13 protein-coding genes are annotated in these 15585 nt (G+C 35.7%); 4 read left to right on the forward strand and 9 right to left on the reverse strand.

The genetic code is table 11. From position 1 onward, the window contains the following. Positions 1-2319: an ABC transporter permease gene (locus tag ACIQZG_RS14265; RefSeq protein WP_402756042.1), complete on the reverse strand. Its 2319-nt coding sequence runs from the start codon at positions 2317-2319 to the stop codon at positions 1-3. Between the two features lie 88 nt (positions 2320-2407). Beyond that, positions 2408-3865 carry a serine hydrolase domain-containing protein gene (locus ACIQZG_RS14270; RefSeq protein WP_402756044.1) on the reverse strand — a complete coding sequence of 486 codons (1458 nt, stop codon included), beginning with the start codon at positions 3863-3865 and terminating at the stop codon, positions 2408-2410. Between the two features lie 259 nt (positions 3866-4124). On the opposite strand from ACIQZG_RS14270, the gene ACIQZG_RS14275 reads away from it, so the two are divergent. Continuing rightward, entirely contained in the window at positions 4125-4838 is a 714-nt protein-coding gene (locus ACIQZG_RS14275) for a DUF2238 domain-containing protein (RefSeq protein WP_402756046.1), read from the forward strand. Between the two features lie 273 nt (positions 4839-5111). Here ACIQZG_RS14275 and ACIQZG_RS14280 read toward each other — a convergent pair whose 3' ends face one another. Both ACIQZG_RS14280 and ACIQZG_RS14285 read right to left on the reverse strand, forming a co-directional pair. Continuing rightward, on the reverse strand, positions 5112-5618 hold the full coding sequence (locus tag ACIQZG_RS14280) for a DinB family protein (RefSeq protein ID WP_402756048.1): 507 nt from the start codon (positions 5616-5618) through the stop codon (positions 5112-5114). Between the two features lie 840 nt (positions 5619-6458). Next, positions 6459-7760 carry an NCS2 family permease gene (locus ACIQZG_RS14285; protein WP_402756049.1) on the reverse strand — a complete coding sequence of 434 codons (1302 nt, stop codon included), beginning with the start codon at positions 7758-7760 and terminating at the stop codon, positions 6459-6461. A 285-nt stretch (positions 7761-8045) separates the two neighbouring features. On the opposite strand from ACIQZG_RS14285, the gene ACIQZG_RS14290 reads away from it, so the two are divergent. The 3 genes from ACIQZG_RS14290 (at position 8046) to ACIQZG_RS14300 (ending at position 10086) form a co-directional block, all read left to right on the forward strand. Continuing rightward, positions 8046-8312: a hypothetical protein gene (locus ACIQZG_RS14290; protein ID WP_402756051.1), complete on the forward strand. Its 267-nt coding sequence runs from the start codon at positions 8046-8048 to the stop codon at positions 8310-8312. Then, positions 8309-8821 (forward strand): hypothetical protein, encoded by a 513-nt coding sequence (locus ACIQZG_RS14295; RefSeq protein ID WP_402756053.1) that lies wholly within the window; start codon positions 8309-8311, stop codon positions 8819-8821. The genes ACIQZG_RS14290 and ACIQZG_RS14295 overlap by 4 nt, the downstream gene beginning before the upstream one ends. 620 nt (positions 8822-9441) lie before the next feature. After that, on the forward strand, positions 9442-10086 hold the full coding sequence (locus ACIQZG_RS14300; RefSeq protein ID WP_402756054.1) for a 2OG-Fe(II) oxygenase: 645 nt from the start codon (positions 9442-9444) through the stop codon (positions 10084-10086). 497 nt (positions 10087-10583) lie between these two features. Here the strand turns inward: ACIQZG_RS14300 and ACIQZG_RS14305 are convergent, their stop codons facing one another. The 5 genes from ACIQZG_RS14305 to ACIQZG_RS14325 form a co-directional block, all read right to left on the reverse strand. Beyond that, on the reverse strand, positions 10584-11324 hold the full coding sequence (locus ACIQZG_RS14305) for an ABC transporter ATP-binding protein (RefSeq protein WP_402756055.1): 741 nt from the start codon (positions 11322-11324) through the stop codon (positions 10584-10586). After that, positions 11317-12090, reverse strand: coding sequence for an ABC transporter ATP-binding protein (locus ACIQZG_RS14310; protein ID WP_402756056.1), 774 nt, complete (start codon positions 12088-12090; stop codon positions 11317-11319). Before ACIQZG_RS14310 ends, ACIQZG_RS14305 begins: the two co-directional genes overlap by 8 nt. Next, on the reverse strand, positions 12062-13042 hold the full coding sequence (locus tag ACIQZG_RS14315) for a branched-chain amino acid ABC transporter permease (RefSeq protein WP_402756057.1): 981 nt from the start codon (positions 13040-13042) through the stop codon (positions 12062-12064). Before ACIQZG_RS14315 ends, ACIQZG_RS14310 begins: the two co-directional genes overlap by 29 nt. A gap of 9 nt (positions 13043-13051) precedes the next feature. After that, on the reverse strand, positions 13052-13936 hold the full coding sequence (locus ACIQZG_RS14320; RefSeq protein WP_402756058.1) for a branched-chain amino acid ABC transporter permease: 885 nt from the start codon (positions 13934-13936) through the stop codon (positions 13052-13054). Between the two features lie 103 nt (positions 13937-14039). Further along, the gene (locus tag ACIQZG_RS14325) at positions 14040-15200 is read right to left on the reverse strand and encodes an ABC transporter substrate-binding protein (protein WP_402756059.1); all 1161 of its coding nucleotides are present in this window, start codon (positions 15198-15200) and stop codon (positions 14040-14042) included. Positions 15201-15585 lie beyond the last annotated feature (385 nt).

Raw genomic sequence — 15585 nt, forward strand, 5'->3', positions numbered from 1 at the left:
CTACTCCTTAATATTCTCAGATATTTTTATTTGTCCCGCGCTAAATGTACCAATCATAGTAGGAAGCAGTACCGAGCATATCATCAGTAGTGGGCAAAACAGGTATGACGCAAGAGGATTAACCACAAATTTAAACGTCGACGCTCCAAATGAGGAAATAATCGCACCTGCAAGTACTTCTCCGAGCGTGTTTGCCAGAATCGTGCCGAGAACAATTCCTAAAATTAATACGAATACCGAACGTGAAACATACTGTACAGAAATATCACTGTTTGTAAAACCGAATGATTTCATCACAGCAATGGAATATTTGTCCTTTGCAACAAGCATTTTCATAAACAACAGCGTCACTAATACAGTTATTATCACCGCAACAGCAGTTGCAGCTCCGGAAGCCCTTCCAATGGAGTTTATTGTTGAGCCAAATGTCTGTGTAATATATTCATCAATGTCAGAAACCTTCGCAAAAGTAAACCATTGCGCATATTCCGAAACCACTTCTTCGACATGAGATTTATCGGTTAAATCCGCATAAATAACGCTCCACATGATCTCTTCTGAGTTGTCAGCGAAAGCAGCCTTTGCAGTTTTTCCTCCGTTGGTAATGTCGGAATAAATTCCAGATACAGTCAGCTTTCTCTCCTTTCCTTCAATCATCAAGAGAATTTCATCACCAACATTTTTAACCAGCTCGTCAGCGTTAATTACCGAAAGTGCAATTTCATCTTCCGAAGCGGGTGCCCTGCCGTCGGAATAGTCTAATGGGAAAATTGAATGATCGCCAAGCTCAATCTTTATTCGTTCCTCCAATCCATCCTCAGTCTTTGTGGTGAATGTTTTAGTCGTAAGCACTGCATATTTTTCTATGGATTTATCGTTCTCCATCACGTTTACCATTTCAATGGCTTTTTTAGAAATATTGTCAGTCTGCTGAATATCAATGCGCATATCACTACTTCCTATCCCCATATATGTGATAAAACTTTTGGAAGAGATAGTGTTATACAGGTTCTGCGGAACAATTATAATAAAGGTCGATATGACAAGTACCGCAAGCATTGTGGCATAAAGGCTTTTTCTTACAAGAACATCTTTCACGCCTAGAAAAATATTCGTGTTAAGTAGCCTGTTTCCACTCAGGCAAAAATGTTTCGCACTTGCAGATTTTCCCTGTGAGGTGCCGAAGCGTATTGCTTCAGCGGCTGATATTTTTTGAAAACGTTTCAGTACACCACTTACATAGGTAATAATCGCAAGGAACACAAGCGTTATACCAAATATTCCGAAAAATAAAGCGAGAGTGGTATTTTCACTTTCCCCCATATAAAGCCGGATATTTTCAAGAAGCCTGCCTTTGAATACAAATGAAAGTGCAAATCCAAGTGCACAACCAACTGCCGCCATGATCGCGTATTTCCCAAGATAAATCTTTTTCATATCGGACACACGTAGCCCTATTGCTTTCATAACACCTATTTCACGGTAGTCGTCTTCGATTTTCGCAAGGAGCGTAAAGCGTATGCACATAAAAGCGATTGCAACGACAAGGACACTAACGAGGAGAATTACCGCAATCATCAGCCCATCAGAAATGGCATTCAGCATTTTGAAAAGCGGATATGTGATCGTCGGCCCATTTGCTTCAAGTCCTGCGGAGGTATAAGCCGTTTCAAATGCCCCCAATTCAGATAAGTTCTTTAATCGAAACTCAATCAGATATTCTGTGCTTCCAAAATCCTTTACTGCAGCATAATCCTTTTCGCTCACAAGAAACCTCTTCGATGAGGCAAGTAACGAATTCATCTGTGAATCGCGATGAAATCCTGCAACGATTAATTTCTTTCCATGTATTTCAACTTTGTCACCGACTTTTGCAGTGCCATCCTTCATATAACCTACCGGAACATATATCTCCCCATCGGCTACATTTATTACGTTTCCGTCAAGATCAAGGAGATAATCAAATTTTTCACTCTGTGTACTGAAGCCATTGTCTTGAACGTTGTCAGCAAGCGACTTACCGTCAATAATAATACGTGCACCATCAACATTGAGAAATTCTAGCACCTGGAATTCATCGACAGTGCTGTTATGCTCCGCGAAATCTGAAAGTCGTACAGTATCTATATCACCCGCATGCATCTGCATAAAATGAGGCGTTTTCGCTTGCCTCATGAATGTATCTATCCCGCCCGAAAGATTGACAATAAGTATCGCTGACAGAGAAACAAGCATAGCTGCAGCAGCAACAAATATCATCGTTGTCAACGTTATTAGTTTGCTTTTTAAAATGTCATTTCGAATTATTCTAAAATACATAAGTCACCTCATCTTTCTAGTTTTATATCTGATTGCAATTTATTATGAATGAGAAATACCGTTACTCAGCAAAATCTTTTTGTTTAAACTACCGAAATTCAGATTTAAATTTCTTAAATGATATTCTAGTCGACAAAAATCCATTAACTGCTAATAAGATAACCGTAATGATTGTAAGTAAGGCGCACTCAGGTGAAAATGCTTGAATCGCATGCCAGGGTGACCCTACAAAATATACTAATATCGGAATAAGTACAATTGATAAAATCAAGGAAAATGTCCCCAAAATAGCCCATATGCCTTTTTTACGTATTTTTTCCGACTTCAACTTTAATAACAAATAAATGAATAACCCTAACAGTAAACAGATGAACCCAAGGATAATGAATTGGATTGTGGGTGTATTTTTGGGAATGTCGACTGGTTCATCACCGTGTAAAATATTGATAATGCCAGCTTTGAGGTAATATAGGCCAGCTTCTTCTAACTGATTATTTTTATTTGTTAGAATTACTCCACCCCAGTCCGTTTTTGGAATATAAAACAACTCTGCGTGGGAATCAGGTGTTGAACCCGAATGCCAAATCATTTCATCCTGAGTGTCTGGATTAGATATTCGTATTCCTAAGCCATAATATCGGTTTTCACCTGTTGGAACATGTGGCGTTAAATATAAATTCATCATCTCTTCACTCAAAAAATTATTGAAATCTTTCCCACTAAGAAATTTGATGTTTTGGACTAGATCTTCTACACTTGCTGCTATGTATCCATAAGGGGCTCCCCCGTTATCATACGTTATGGAACTTTTCAGAGGTATACCAAACCATGACTGATACCCGCTTCGATATCCTTTTTCATAAGCTGTCTTATAATCTGTTGCTGCGTTCTTCATTCCTAAAGGGGCAAACACATTTTGTTCCATGTACTCGGTATAAGTTTGATTCGTAACTTCTTCAATTAGTGCTCCAAGAATTACAAAATTGGCATTACTATATTGATGTTTTTCTCCAGGTAATGCAGTAAGGCTAACACTTGATAGGCTCTCAACATTTTTCCTTATTGCATCGAAATCTTTAGATTCCTTGTCTGAAATACTTAACCCTGTAAACGTACTAAATCCACTTGTTTGAGTAAGTAATTGTTTGATTGTTATTTGCTTTTCATCTTGATTATCTTCTAGTTTGAACCAAGGAATATGCTTTTGTACGGGATCATCTAATTTTATAATATTTTCATCAATTAATTTCATAATGGCTAAACCTGTTAATGATTTACTAATAGACCCTATTGTGAAAGGAGTATCGGTCGTGACTTGTTCCCCCGATTCCTCTGATCCCCCCCATGAGTTTGAATAATAAACTTCATTGTTATGAACAATAGCTACCGATGCACCAGGGACTTCATATTTATCTAAATACGATTCAATATAGGCGTCTAGCTGATTCTCAATATCTTGATTTGCTGAAACTGACATGGTGGAAAAAAACCACATCCAGCAAATCAAGATTAAATTTATATAGGGTATAACCTTGAATCTTTTCATACTTTAACTCACCCCCACTTACAATTTATTCCTTTCTATAACAAAAGAATAGGTACCTAGGAATGAAATTAAATCAGTCTAGAGGCTTAGAATATTTCTTTGTTGAGACTACAAAAAAAGACTTGGCTCTATAACCGTAGAATCAAGTCTTTTTTTCAAAATGCAATAAGGGATGAGGGTTATTATACTGCTACTAGCGAAAAATTTGAGTATAATAGAGAAAGATTATCTGATAGAGACCACTCGGAGAGGAAGAAGCATGAAATTTCAAAAGTATAATAAACGAAAGAATTTTATATTTTGGACTGTTCTTATTTTACTTGTTTTGTCTATTTTCTATGCCATTTATATGCTATCGATTGCCCCTTCTGGAGCACCACAAAATGAATATGAGCGAGTAAAAAGTGATTATGTTCTAATGATTTTGCAATGTATGACGGGATGTATCGTCATCTTTTTACCTTCAAAGGTTGAAAATCACTTTCGAATCGATATTCCGGACATTATGGAAATAATGTATTTTCTCTTCTTATTTTGTGCTATATTCCTAGGTGAGGTACGAAATTTCTACTACAAGGTACCCTCTTGGGATTTGATTCTTCATTGCTTTAGTGCTGCGATGTTAGGAGCGTTAGGCTTTTTAATTGTTCAATTTTTCAATAACACCGAGAGACTAAACATCCAATTAAGCCCTTTTTTTGTAGCACTATTTGCATTTTGTTTTGCTGTCACATGCGGGACTGTTTGGGAAATTTACGAATTTCTAGCAGATGACGTGTTAGGAACAAACATGCAAAAATTTATGACTGCCGATGGAACGGTTTTAATTGGACATGAGGCAGTTTCGGATACAATGGAAGATATTATTGTTGATGCTATAGGAGCATTAGTTGTGACAACAATTGGCTATTTCAACTTATATAAACAACAAATACTACAACGTAAAATGATAGGCTTTAGAAGGCATGACTAAAACATTCTGAAAAAATAGCCAAAAACAGCTGTAAAAAGATTAATTTCTTTAAGTTGTTTTGGCTTAAACTAAAAGAGACAGCATCGCTGTCTCTTTTTATTAAACCGCCGATAAATAGAATTCAGTACAAACAGTAGACGCTAGAATTTTAATCAACATTTATTTCAAGAAACGAATTTCAAATAAAATATTTCGCAATATTAATACTTCATTTTAATATTCTAATTACCTTACTTAAACAAGAATGCGTTTATAACGATAATTTTATTGCCTCTACTCTAGAAGTAGCTTTATTTCTTTTATTTGCTCTATATGTCGCTGCTCATGCAAATAGATCTGCTCAATCCATTGGTCTAGAAATATTTCACCCAAAGCAGGATGCTTCACTGTTTTTTCCGCTAATATAGATTTATCTTCAATGGTACTAAGGAAAGTCATCAATTTTTCTCTCGTATCGTTTAACGAAGCCATTATTTGCTGAACTTTAAAAGGATTTTCATCTGGCTCAACGATTTTTGGTGCTCTCAACTTTTTCGATCGATCTAATATAATATTTTCGATTTTTTTCCGTTCACCCTTGATACTACTACTCTCTGTTAATCTCCATGCGATTGCTTTTATCGTTGCCTCTTCGACTAAAACTAAATGATGGCAAACTTGTGCTATACTCCATGTATCTAACTCAGGCTTACTATTAAATTGAACATCACTTAATTCGGAAATCTCTTGAAGCAGGTTAATTCTCGCTTCAGAAAGCTTGTCGTTTACTATTTGATTCATTTGGTTTACCCCTCCATTAAAATGTGTTCTTAGATTTCTATTTTTATATATTCTTTACAGCAATAAAGTATGTTTCTGAACTATTATTTTTAATTTAAGAATTAGTAGATTACTAACTCTTTTTTTGATATCCGACGTCTTTTCAACTGAAAACTCATTGTTTTAATTATCAATTGAGCATAGCATGCAACATTAACGAAATATTCAGATTTTTATTTCCTGGGCAATTTCTTGTACATGCTTCTCTTCCACATATCAGACATGTTGTATGTATCTAGACAAAAACAATCCCTATGAAATATAGCAAAAATCAAGTTTATCGTAATAATTTTGTCCAATCTCCATTGCAACCTCAAGCCCATTAATAAATTCTATTTTTACAAGTGTGTTGATTAGGAAATATTGCATAATTTTAGCCCAATTCCTCAGATGTCCTCTAATTATTCACCGTATAAATAATACCAATTTTATAAATTTTAGTGGAAATCAACCTTTTCTATTATTTGAGATGGATAAAATTGATTGATCTACACAACTGCTATTTCCTTGGTAATAAACGAATCTCAAAAAAATATATCCTTTTATTTTCATCAACTGTTTTTTTGGAGATTCATGTATTTTATATAGTAAATCCTACTAATTCATCAATCATACCTTATATTGGAACTTTCGTCTGTGGCGTTTTTTTGACTGACTTGAACTGACTCATCAACTATTAAGTCTTTATGGTGCTTGATTTATAACTAGCGCTACTTTATCTTCGTTTCACTATATAATTTAGAACATGTTAAGCAATTAGAAAAAGCTCACTGCATATAAAATGCAATGAGCTTTTTCTAATTAGTGAGGTAAGAACATTAATTGGAATGCAAATAGGATAGCGAAAACATATAGCATTGGATGTACTTTTTTCGCTTCACCTTTCACTATTTTTAAAATAGGGTAAGTGATAAATCCGAAAGCAATACCCGTCGCAATGCTTGAAGTAAGCGGCATAATCAAAATAATTAAGAATGCAGGAAACGCTTCATCAAATTTGTTCCACTCAATTTCTTTTACAGAAGCAATCATCAATGTACCCACGATAATTAACGTTGGTGAAGTAATCGCCGCTACACCAGATACAGCACCTACTAAAGGTCCGAAGAAAGAAGCAACAATGAATAATACAGCAACTGTTAAACTCGTTAGACCTGTACGACCACCAGCAGCTACACCAGCTGATGATTCAATAAATGCAGTAGTTGGACTTGTACCGAACATAGAACCCGCAGTTGTGGCCACCGAATCGGCCAATAATGCTTTACGGGCACGAGGCAATTGATCGCCCTTCATTAAACCGGCTTGCTTAGCGACACCAACCATTGTACCTGTCGTATCAAAGAGTGTAACTAAAATGAATGAGAATACCACTCCATATAAGCCATAAGAAATAACCTGGCTAATTGCTTCAATTGGATTCCAAACTAAAATACCTTCTGGTAAATGAGGAAGAGCTAACACCTTATCAATACGTAACTGATTTGTAAACACAGCTACTATTCCAGTAACCACCATACCAATAAATAAGGCACCATGAATATTGCGTACCATTAAAATAACCGTGATACCTAAACCAAATAAGGTTAAAAGTACACCAGGAGATGTTAAATCACCTAGCGCTACTAAATTACTATCACTTGCAACAATTATATTAGCCATACGTAAGCCTAGGAACGCGATAAATAAACCAATACCTGCAGTAATAGCATACTTTAAATTTTCTGGAATTGCCGTGATTAGTTTTTCACGTAATGGCGTTAAAGATAAAATAATGAAAATAATCCCTGCCACGAAAACAGCAGCAAATGCTGTTAAATAATCAATTTTCCCATCAGAAGCTAACACAACTGCATATGTGAAGTATGCATTCAACCCCATACCAGGAGCAACTGCGATTGGATAATTAGCACAAAGCGCCATCCATAATGTACCGATAACAGCCGAAATAATCGTTGCCATAAATACTTGGTCAAGTGGTACCCCTGCATCCGATAAAATAATCGGGTTTACAACAACAATATATACCATAGTGAGGAATGTAGTCATTCCCGCAAGAAGTTCAGTTTTTACATTTGTACCATGTTCCTTCAAACGAAACATCTTAATACCGCCTTTCTTAAACACGAACATTTTTCACAACAGGAAATATAATATTCGTTTTCAAGACGAAATTCAACCCTTTTCCTTATAGTCGTTATTCTTAAAATAATCTGATTATATATGTCTAATACAATAAAGAACATCCATATATTAAATAATTTGTCTTTTACTAAAAATAAGTTCAAATCAAGTATTTTATTTTTTTGAACACCCTCTATAATAGAAGATATAGTATATTTTTCTAATATATAACAAAAGAAAGTAGATTTAATTAGGGGTGAAAGAATGGTTAGAAGAAGAGGAATTTATGAGATAAAAGTCCGTGATAAACAGCTTATTTGTCCATTTTGTCAGAATAATCTATTTGGGCATCGTGAAGTCTATATGGATTTATCACCATTAGGCGAAGAAGTGACGGAGCAGCTCACATTGCAATCATTTAGCTGTACTTCATGTGGGGATAACCAGTTGTTTCAAGAAAAAAATCGATTTGACCACACGTTACAAAAACATGTATCCATTATTGAATATACGGAAGTGATGAAAGAATGAGTGGTATGGATGAACCTTTACGCCGCAAAAAAAGTCGTATTACGATTTTTGATGAGCCCGTTATTTGCCAGTTTTGTTCACAGGATGTGTTTATACCTTATGAAGTGTATGTGAATGTTGAACAACCGGGTATCGGTTGCCGTCATACTCGTTACATAGCAATTTGCCAACATTGTGGGCAAGCGAAAAAATTCGGAGATCCAAGCTATTATGACGCTGAAAAAAATAATTACATTTGGGCATTGAATCAGCATTTACTTTCTGTTAGAAAATACCGGATTAACATTTTATTGTATGTCGGGAAAAGAAATAACGATAAAATAACTTCTTTTATAAATAAGCTAATTGAAGTATTTAGTATAGAAGTAGAGAAGATGAGTGATTTTAGAGGAGGAGTAGAACTTCAACTAAAGCTTTCTAGTTTAAATGAAATGCAAACGATTAGATCTAGCATAATCATAGCTGCGAGGCGACTGAAAATAACAATTAAGGAACTAACCATTAAATAGGACTATTATTTAATGGTTTATTAAAGAGCTAAGCTATTTTCCCTCGTTAGATTTACTAATACAAAATATCACATTTCCAAAGTAACAAAACATTTTGTTCCAAAACAGCAAGCATGGAATAATAAACCCTACATTCTGTGTTGTAACAAGCTTTGAGAAAACAACCAAATAAAATAAGAGCACATAATATACATAAATATGTGCTCTCATTTTTCTTTACTACTGAACAGCTTCATTGTTGCAGGAAACATATTATTTTTTTCATCCCTAATGTCTTTACTATTACTTGTATTGCATAATTCTCCCCTGCTGTCTTCTCTATTGCTGTACCACGAAAATTTACACCTTTTCCAAACTACCGCTCGATTTTATCTACAAGTTTAAAGTTTGGTTCTTCTTTATTAGACTTTTTATAAAAATTCACCTTAAATATAGATCTAATTCTATAGATTGTAGCGGTGAGCTATCCGACTCCTGCGTGAAAAGTGAAAGGTACCTTTTTAAAATTTACATACTATCAGCAAAAGTATAAAAGCTTAATATCCCGAAAATTTAGATATGTAAAAATAGTGTGATAAAATAAAGTGGAATTTATTCCAAAAAAAAGGATAAGGTGATTTATGAAGTTGATAACGGAGAATAAGGAGCAAACTATATTTAATCACGGAGGAAATAAGATAATAACAGATAGAGAGATTGACATAATCACTAGATTAGAAGAACCATTGATCGTGATTTTAGGAAATGTTCTAAGTAACGAAGAATGTGATGAACTAATCAATTTGTCAAAGAATAAACTACAACGTTCAAAAATTGGGGCTACACGCGAAGTAAATGATCAGAGAACAAGTAGTAGTATGTTTTTTGAAGAAAGTGAAAATGAATTAATTGCAAGAGTTGAAAAAAGAATCTCATCTATTATGAATATCCCTATTGAACACGGAGAAGGTATTCAAATCCTTCAGTATACTCCTGATCAAGAGTACAAGGCTCATTATGATTTCTTCTCATCAACAAGTAAAATAGCAAATAATAATAGAATTAGTACACTCGTTATGTACTTAAATAATGTAGAACAAGGTGGAGAAACTTTTTTCCCTAAACTAAATTTTTCAGTAACGCCACAAAAGGGTATGGCAGTTTATTTCGAGTATTTCTATAACGACGAAAATTTAAACGAGTTAACTTTACATGGTGGAGCACCCGTTATAACTGGTGAAAAGTGGGTTGCAACGCAATGGATGAGAAAGCAAAGAATAAGGTGAAAAGATCCTTCTAAAAAATTGTCTAGGACTAATCCCCCTTTTTTGCAAATCCTTTGGAGGCTTTAACTTTATTCAGCAGAGGTTTAAACACCCACTGAATTAGAAATTTAGTTCGCATTCCTCTCGCCGTTAATTCTCCTCTCAAAAATTTAGTACTTTTACACTTAAATTTTTTCTAAATAACAAACAGTCACCTAAGAATGAAGATTCTTTTTAAAAACGAGGAAACTTAGCATTTATTTACCTATTTTCCCCATTACCATTAAAACAGGAAGTTAATAAGGGAAGACTAAGGACACCACTTCCTGAGGCAACGTCTTCATGCTCCCTCCCTTGAAAGCTTCCGACTGCAGCGGAAATCAAGCTGTTCATGGCATTAATATTTAAATACTTTCTTGTCTTTTAAGAAAAAAAGGATCCCTCTCAAACGAAAGAGCGAGGTATTCAAGACGATTCAATCGTTGAATACCTCGCAATGTAAAATGATATATGCTTTATCAATACCTAACTTGTTCTTTTGGCTCAACAGACGTAGATTTTTTACCAAGATAAGCTTCAACGACTCTTGCATCTTCTAAAAGAGTCTTTGCTTCTCCGCTGATAATTACTTTTCCGGTTTCCATTACATACCCATAATCCGCAACTTTTAAAGCCTGTCTTGCATTTTGTTCTACTAGAAGGACTGTAGTCCCTGCGTTTTTAATTTCTCTAATCATTTTGAAAATGTCAGCTACTATTAGAGGAGCCAATCCCATAGAAGGCTCGTCTAGTAACAATAGTTTTGGCTTTGAAAGTAGTGCTCTGGCAATAGCCAACATTTGTTGCTGTCCACCTGAAAGGGTCCCTGCAAGCTGTTCTCTTCTTTCCTTTAAAATAGGAAATTGCCCCATTACCTCTTCAATGTCTTTTTTTATTTCTTTATCGTTTCGATGGTAGGCTCCCATTTCAAGGTTTTCCATTACTGTCATGCTAGATAATATAGCTCGACCTTCAGGAACAAGTGCGATGCCTTTTCGAAGAAGTTGATCAGGTCTCATCCCTGTAATATCTTCTCCTAAAAACTCCACAGTTCCATTTTTCGGCTTTAATAACCCCGAAATCGATTTCATCGTAGTTGTTTTCCCTGCTCCATTTGCGCCAAGAATTGTGACAACCTGACCTTGTTCTACTTTAAGACTGACGCCTTTTAAAGCTTGGATCTTCCCATAAAAAGTTTCAATACCCGTTATTTTAAGCAATTTGATCGTCCTCCTCTGATCCGAGGTATGCTTCAATAACATCTTGGTTATTCTGAATCTCTTCAGGTGTTCCTTCAGCAAGTTTCTTTCCAAAATTTAATACGGTAATTCTATCACAAAGCTTCATAACAAAGGGCATATCATGTTCTATTAACAGTATCGTTATGCCTCTTTTTTGTACTTGTTTTATTAAATCAAACAGGTCTTCTGTTTCGGTTTCATTCATTCCCGCTGCCGGCTCATCTAATAATAATAACTTTGGTTTACTAGATAATGCTCTAGCAATTTCGAGTCTTCTTTGCTGACCATATGCTAAATTTTCAGCGACAACGTCCTCGAATTGAGCTAAACCTACCAACTCTAGTAGCTCTTTTGCTGTTTCATACATATCTTCTTCTTCGATACGCTGGGACTTTGTACGAAAAACACTGCGAAAAACACCGGAGCTACTTCGGCAATGTCCACCAACCAAAACATTTTCTAGTACTGTCATTTGCGAGAAAAGTCGTATGTTTTGATAAGTACGACAAATCCCTTTATCCGTAATTTTGTGCGGTTTTATCCCTGATATGTCTTCTCCAAGAAAGCTAATTTGCCCAGAAGTTAACGGGAACATGTTCGTGATGACATTAAACATCGTCGTTTTCCCTGCTCCATTAGGCCCAATGAGACCAAAAATTTCGCCTTCATTGATTTTGAAAGATACATCAGTTAATGCAGAGATACCGCCAAAGTTTTTAGTGATGTTTTTTAATTCTAGTACCATGGTCGGACCCCCTTTTTAATTTCATATTCTTTTTAAGCCATTGCAAAATGGAGGAATCAATAATACCTTGAGGACGGAATGCCATCATTATTACAAGAATCACTCCATAAATCATATAACGATATTCACTGATAAATCGTAAAGCTTCAGGTAATATCGTCATAAAAGTTGCCCCGAATATAGCTCCCCAAATCACTTCACTACCACCAAACACTGAAAAAATTAATATTTCTATTGCGCGATGGTAAGCAAAATCAGCCGGACTAATATATGCCATTACATGAGCATATATAGCTCCAGCAAAGCCTGCCAAAATAGCCCCTTGCGTAAAGGACAATACTTTATAATAAGTAATATTTATCCCCATGGATTCGGCTGCTTTTTCATCCATTTTTATAGCAGCGAATGCGCGTCCAACACGGGATTTATTTTGTCTAATAAAAAACCATACTAGAAAGATATTAATTAACAACAAAAGAATAAGAACAAGCAAGTAAATCACCTGGTTATTCTTTAATCCAATCATATCAGGATCAAACCCCATACCAGATAGGCTTTTAAATAGCTCTCTACCTAAATGGGGAATGCCCGAAAGTCCAACTGCACCTAGGGTAACAGATTCCCAGTTCAGAAAAATCACTCGAATTACTTCGCCAAAGCCTAGTGTTGCAATTGCCAAATAGACTCCTTGAAGTCTGAGGGCAGGAATACCGATTAACACTCCAAAAGTACCAGCAACTAATGCTCCAGCGATAATACCAACTACAATCGGCACATCCAAATGAATCGTTAATAATGCTGAAGTATATGCCCCTATACCCATAAATCCGGCATTACCCAAAGATAATTGCCCTGAGGAAAGAGTTATATATATGCTAATTCCCAGAATAATATTGATCATAACAAAGGAAGCTACTTGTAAATAGTATGGATTTAATATTTCACCTACCATAAAGTCACATCACCTTCCTGCCTCAGCTGTCTTTTTACCGAATATCCCCTGAGGTCTTAATAAAAGGATGAATATGATTATAATAAAGGCTACTGCGTCTCGATATCCTGAATCCCCATAGGCAACCATCAATGTCTCTGCTATACCTAGAAGTAACCCCCCAGCCATCGCTCCTTTTACATTCCCCATACCACCTAAAATGATAATGGCTAATCCTTTAAGTCCCATTGATAATCCCATTTGTGGATTAACTGAGTTAAATGCCATCCCGACTAAAATCCCAGCAATTCCCCCCATTGCAGAAGCAATAATTACTGTTGTCGTTATTGTTCTTTTGGTATTTACACCAAGAATGCTTGCCGTTTCTATATTTTCTGCAGTAGCTCGTAACGCTTTTCCAGCTTTTGTTTTTGAAAGCCAGTAAGAAAGAGCCATCATTAATGCGACTGATATAACAAATATGACAATTTGGACGAGGTAAATAGTAATAGAACCTATTTGAAATTGGATTTCAGCAAATGCATTACGAAAAGGCTGATTTCCAGCTCCAAACAAATGATGGGAAAGATTTTCAAGGAAAATGGATATCCCAATCGTACTTATTAAAGGAGCAAGATGTGAAACTCCTTGTTTTCCTCGTAGTGGACGCAACGCAATTCGCTCTAACAAATAACCTAGGATAGCAGTAACTCCAACTGCCGCAATAAATGCTACCCAAAGTGGCAATCCTAATACACTCGTAACCAATACACCAATAAAAGCACCAAACATAAAAATCTCACCATGTGCCATATTAATGATCCCAAGTACACCAAAAACAAGAGTGAATCCAAGGGCGACAATGGCATATATGCTTCCTAATGTTATTCCATTAATTAGTTGCTCTAATAGCAATGTTCCTCACCCTTTCCATCTCCCACTTCTATCAGACATTAATTATAAAGTGGCAAAAGAAAATACCTTTGCCACTTTATCCAAGCGTTATACCTTACTAATTTTACTCAAATAATTGGAACTTCCCATCCTTGATGATCAGTACTGTTGGTTCCATCACAACATCTCCATCTTTATCGAAAGAAAACTTCCCAAGAATTCCATCTAAATCTTTTATCTCTGCTAGAGCATCTCTAAGTGCATCTCTATCAGCTTCTCCAGCATTTTTTAAGCCCTCTGCCATGATATATAGTGCGTCATAAGCTTGTGCTGCAAATTGATCTGGTTTTGCACCATATTTTTCTTCGTATTTTTTAACAAAGTCTTGAACCTTTTGATCTGGTTTCTCTCCAAACCACGGTGTAGCTACAATTAATCCTTCAGATGCTTTACCAGCAATATCAATAACTTCTGGAGAGTTAAACCCATTTCCACCTACGAAAGGTACTTCAATCCCCATTTTTCTAGCTTGATCCATAATCACAGCGCCCTCATTATAAAGAGCAGAAGCTAAAATTAAATCTGGTTTTAAATCTTTAATTTTTGTCAGTTGTGCATTATAGTCAGACTGACCTTTTTGGAAAGTTTCGATTGTTACTATTTCAAGTTCCATTTCTTCTGCTACTTCTTTCATCGTGTCAAATCCTGATTTAGTAAACAGATCGTCATTACCATACAAAATTGCAACCTTTTTCACTCCGTATTTATCAACTGCTTTTTCTAAAGCAGCTGGAATAGCTAAAGATTCAGGAATCGAATTTCTAAAAACGTATTCCCCTATTTGTGGAATTCCAGCAGCTGTCGTCGAAGTACCCATAATTGGAATTCCATTTAAGTCAGCCTCAGGTGCTACAACATTCATTTCTGTACTTAAAGTTGGTCCTAGTAGCCCCACAATGTCATCCGAACTCATTAGCTTTTGTGCAACAGTTAAAGCTTGATCTTGCTTTCCAGCTGAATCTTCAACAACAAGTTCGATTTTCACTTCACCTTTTGCATTCACTTCTTCTAATGCCAAATTAAACCCATTTGTGATTGCTTCTCCATACGCCGCTCCAGGTCCAGTTAAATACGAGATAACCCCAATTTTTGCTGAAACAGTTTCACCTGCTCCCCCTGAACTCTCTCCAGCTTTACTTTTTGTATCATTTCCACCACATGCCGCTAACAAGGTTAGCATTAATACAGAAATTAATAGATATGACATCTTTTTAATCAATCTCATTTCTCTCCCCCTCAAAAATCATATGTTTTAAACTATAACTATTAAATAACACTAATATAAATATATTATTGTAAATAGATAGAATATTCATAGTTTTGAGAATTTATTATCTACCAGTTTTGTAGCATTATTTTTCATTCCTACTTATTATTCAATAGCTTCTGATTTTTCAATGGCAGTATCACATCTGCCTTATCCGCTAATTTCTAACTATATGTCACGACAATCACACATTTCTCTTGCTGATGTGCACCATTTTTTAGGACCTTCTCAATACCTTCCGCGGTCTCACCGTCTAGATTACCATTTCGTTCATCAGCTAGAATAACTTGACAAGACAGATATTAGTGCCCTTACGATTGACGGGCCGAAACATACTTTGCTT

This window comes from Lysinibacillus sp. NPDC096418, assembly GCF_044762775.1.
In the GTDB taxonomy this organism is placed as follows: Bacteria; Bacillota; Bacilli; order Bacillales_A; family Planococcaceae; genus Lysinibacillus.

What these genes read in the sequence shown, in the direction of transcription:
- ACIQZG_RS14310 (WP_402756056.1), bottom strand. Translation starts at nt 12,090, where the DNA reads ATGGTACTAGAATTAAAAAACATCACTAAAAACTTTGGCGGTATCTCT.
- ACIQZG_RS14285 (WP_402756049.1), bottom strand. Translation starts at nt 7,760, where the DNA reads ATGTTTCGTTTGAAGGAACATGGTACAAATGTAAAAACTGAACTTCTT.
- ACIQZG_RS14280 (WP_402756048.1), bottom strand. Translation starts at nt 5,618, where the DNA reads ATGAATCAAATAGTAAACGACAAGCTTTCTGAAGCGAGAATTAACCTG.
- ACIQZG_RS14265 (WP_402756042.1), bottom strand. Translation starts at nt 2,319, where the DNA reads ATGTATTTTAGAATAATTCGAAATGACATTTTAAAAAGCAAACTAATA.
- ACIQZG_RS14315 (WP_402756057.1), bottom strand. Translation starts at nt 13,042, where the DNA reads ATGGTAGGTGAAATATTAAATCCATACTATTTACAAGTAGCTTCCTTT.
- ACIQZG_RS14275 (WP_402756046.1), top strand. Translation starts at nt 4,125, where the DNA reads ATGAAATTTCAAAAGTATAATAAACGAAAGAATTTTATATTTTGGACT.
- ACIQZG_RS14300 (WP_402756054.1), top strand. Translation starts at nt 9,442, where the DNA reads ATGAAGTTGATAACGGAGAATAAGGAGCAAACTATATTTAATCACGGA.
- ACIQZG_RS14295 (WP_402756053.1), top strand. Translation starts at nt 8,309, where the DNA reads ATGAGTGGTATGGATGAACCTTTACGCCGCAAAAAAAGTCGTATTACG.
- ACIQZG_RS14325 (WP_402756059.1), bottom strand. Translation starts at nt 15,200, where the DNA reads ATGAGATTGATTAAAAAGATGTCATATCTATTAATTTCTGTATTAATG.
- ACIQZG_RS14290 (WP_402756051.1), top strand. Translation starts at nt 8,046, where the DNA reads ATGGTTAGAAGAAGAGGAATTTATGAGATAAAAGTCCGTGATAAACAG.
- ACIQZG_RS14270 (WP_402756044.1), bottom strand. Translation starts at nt 3,865, where the DNA reads ATGAAAAGATTCAAGGTTATACCCTATATAAATTTAATCTTGATTTGC.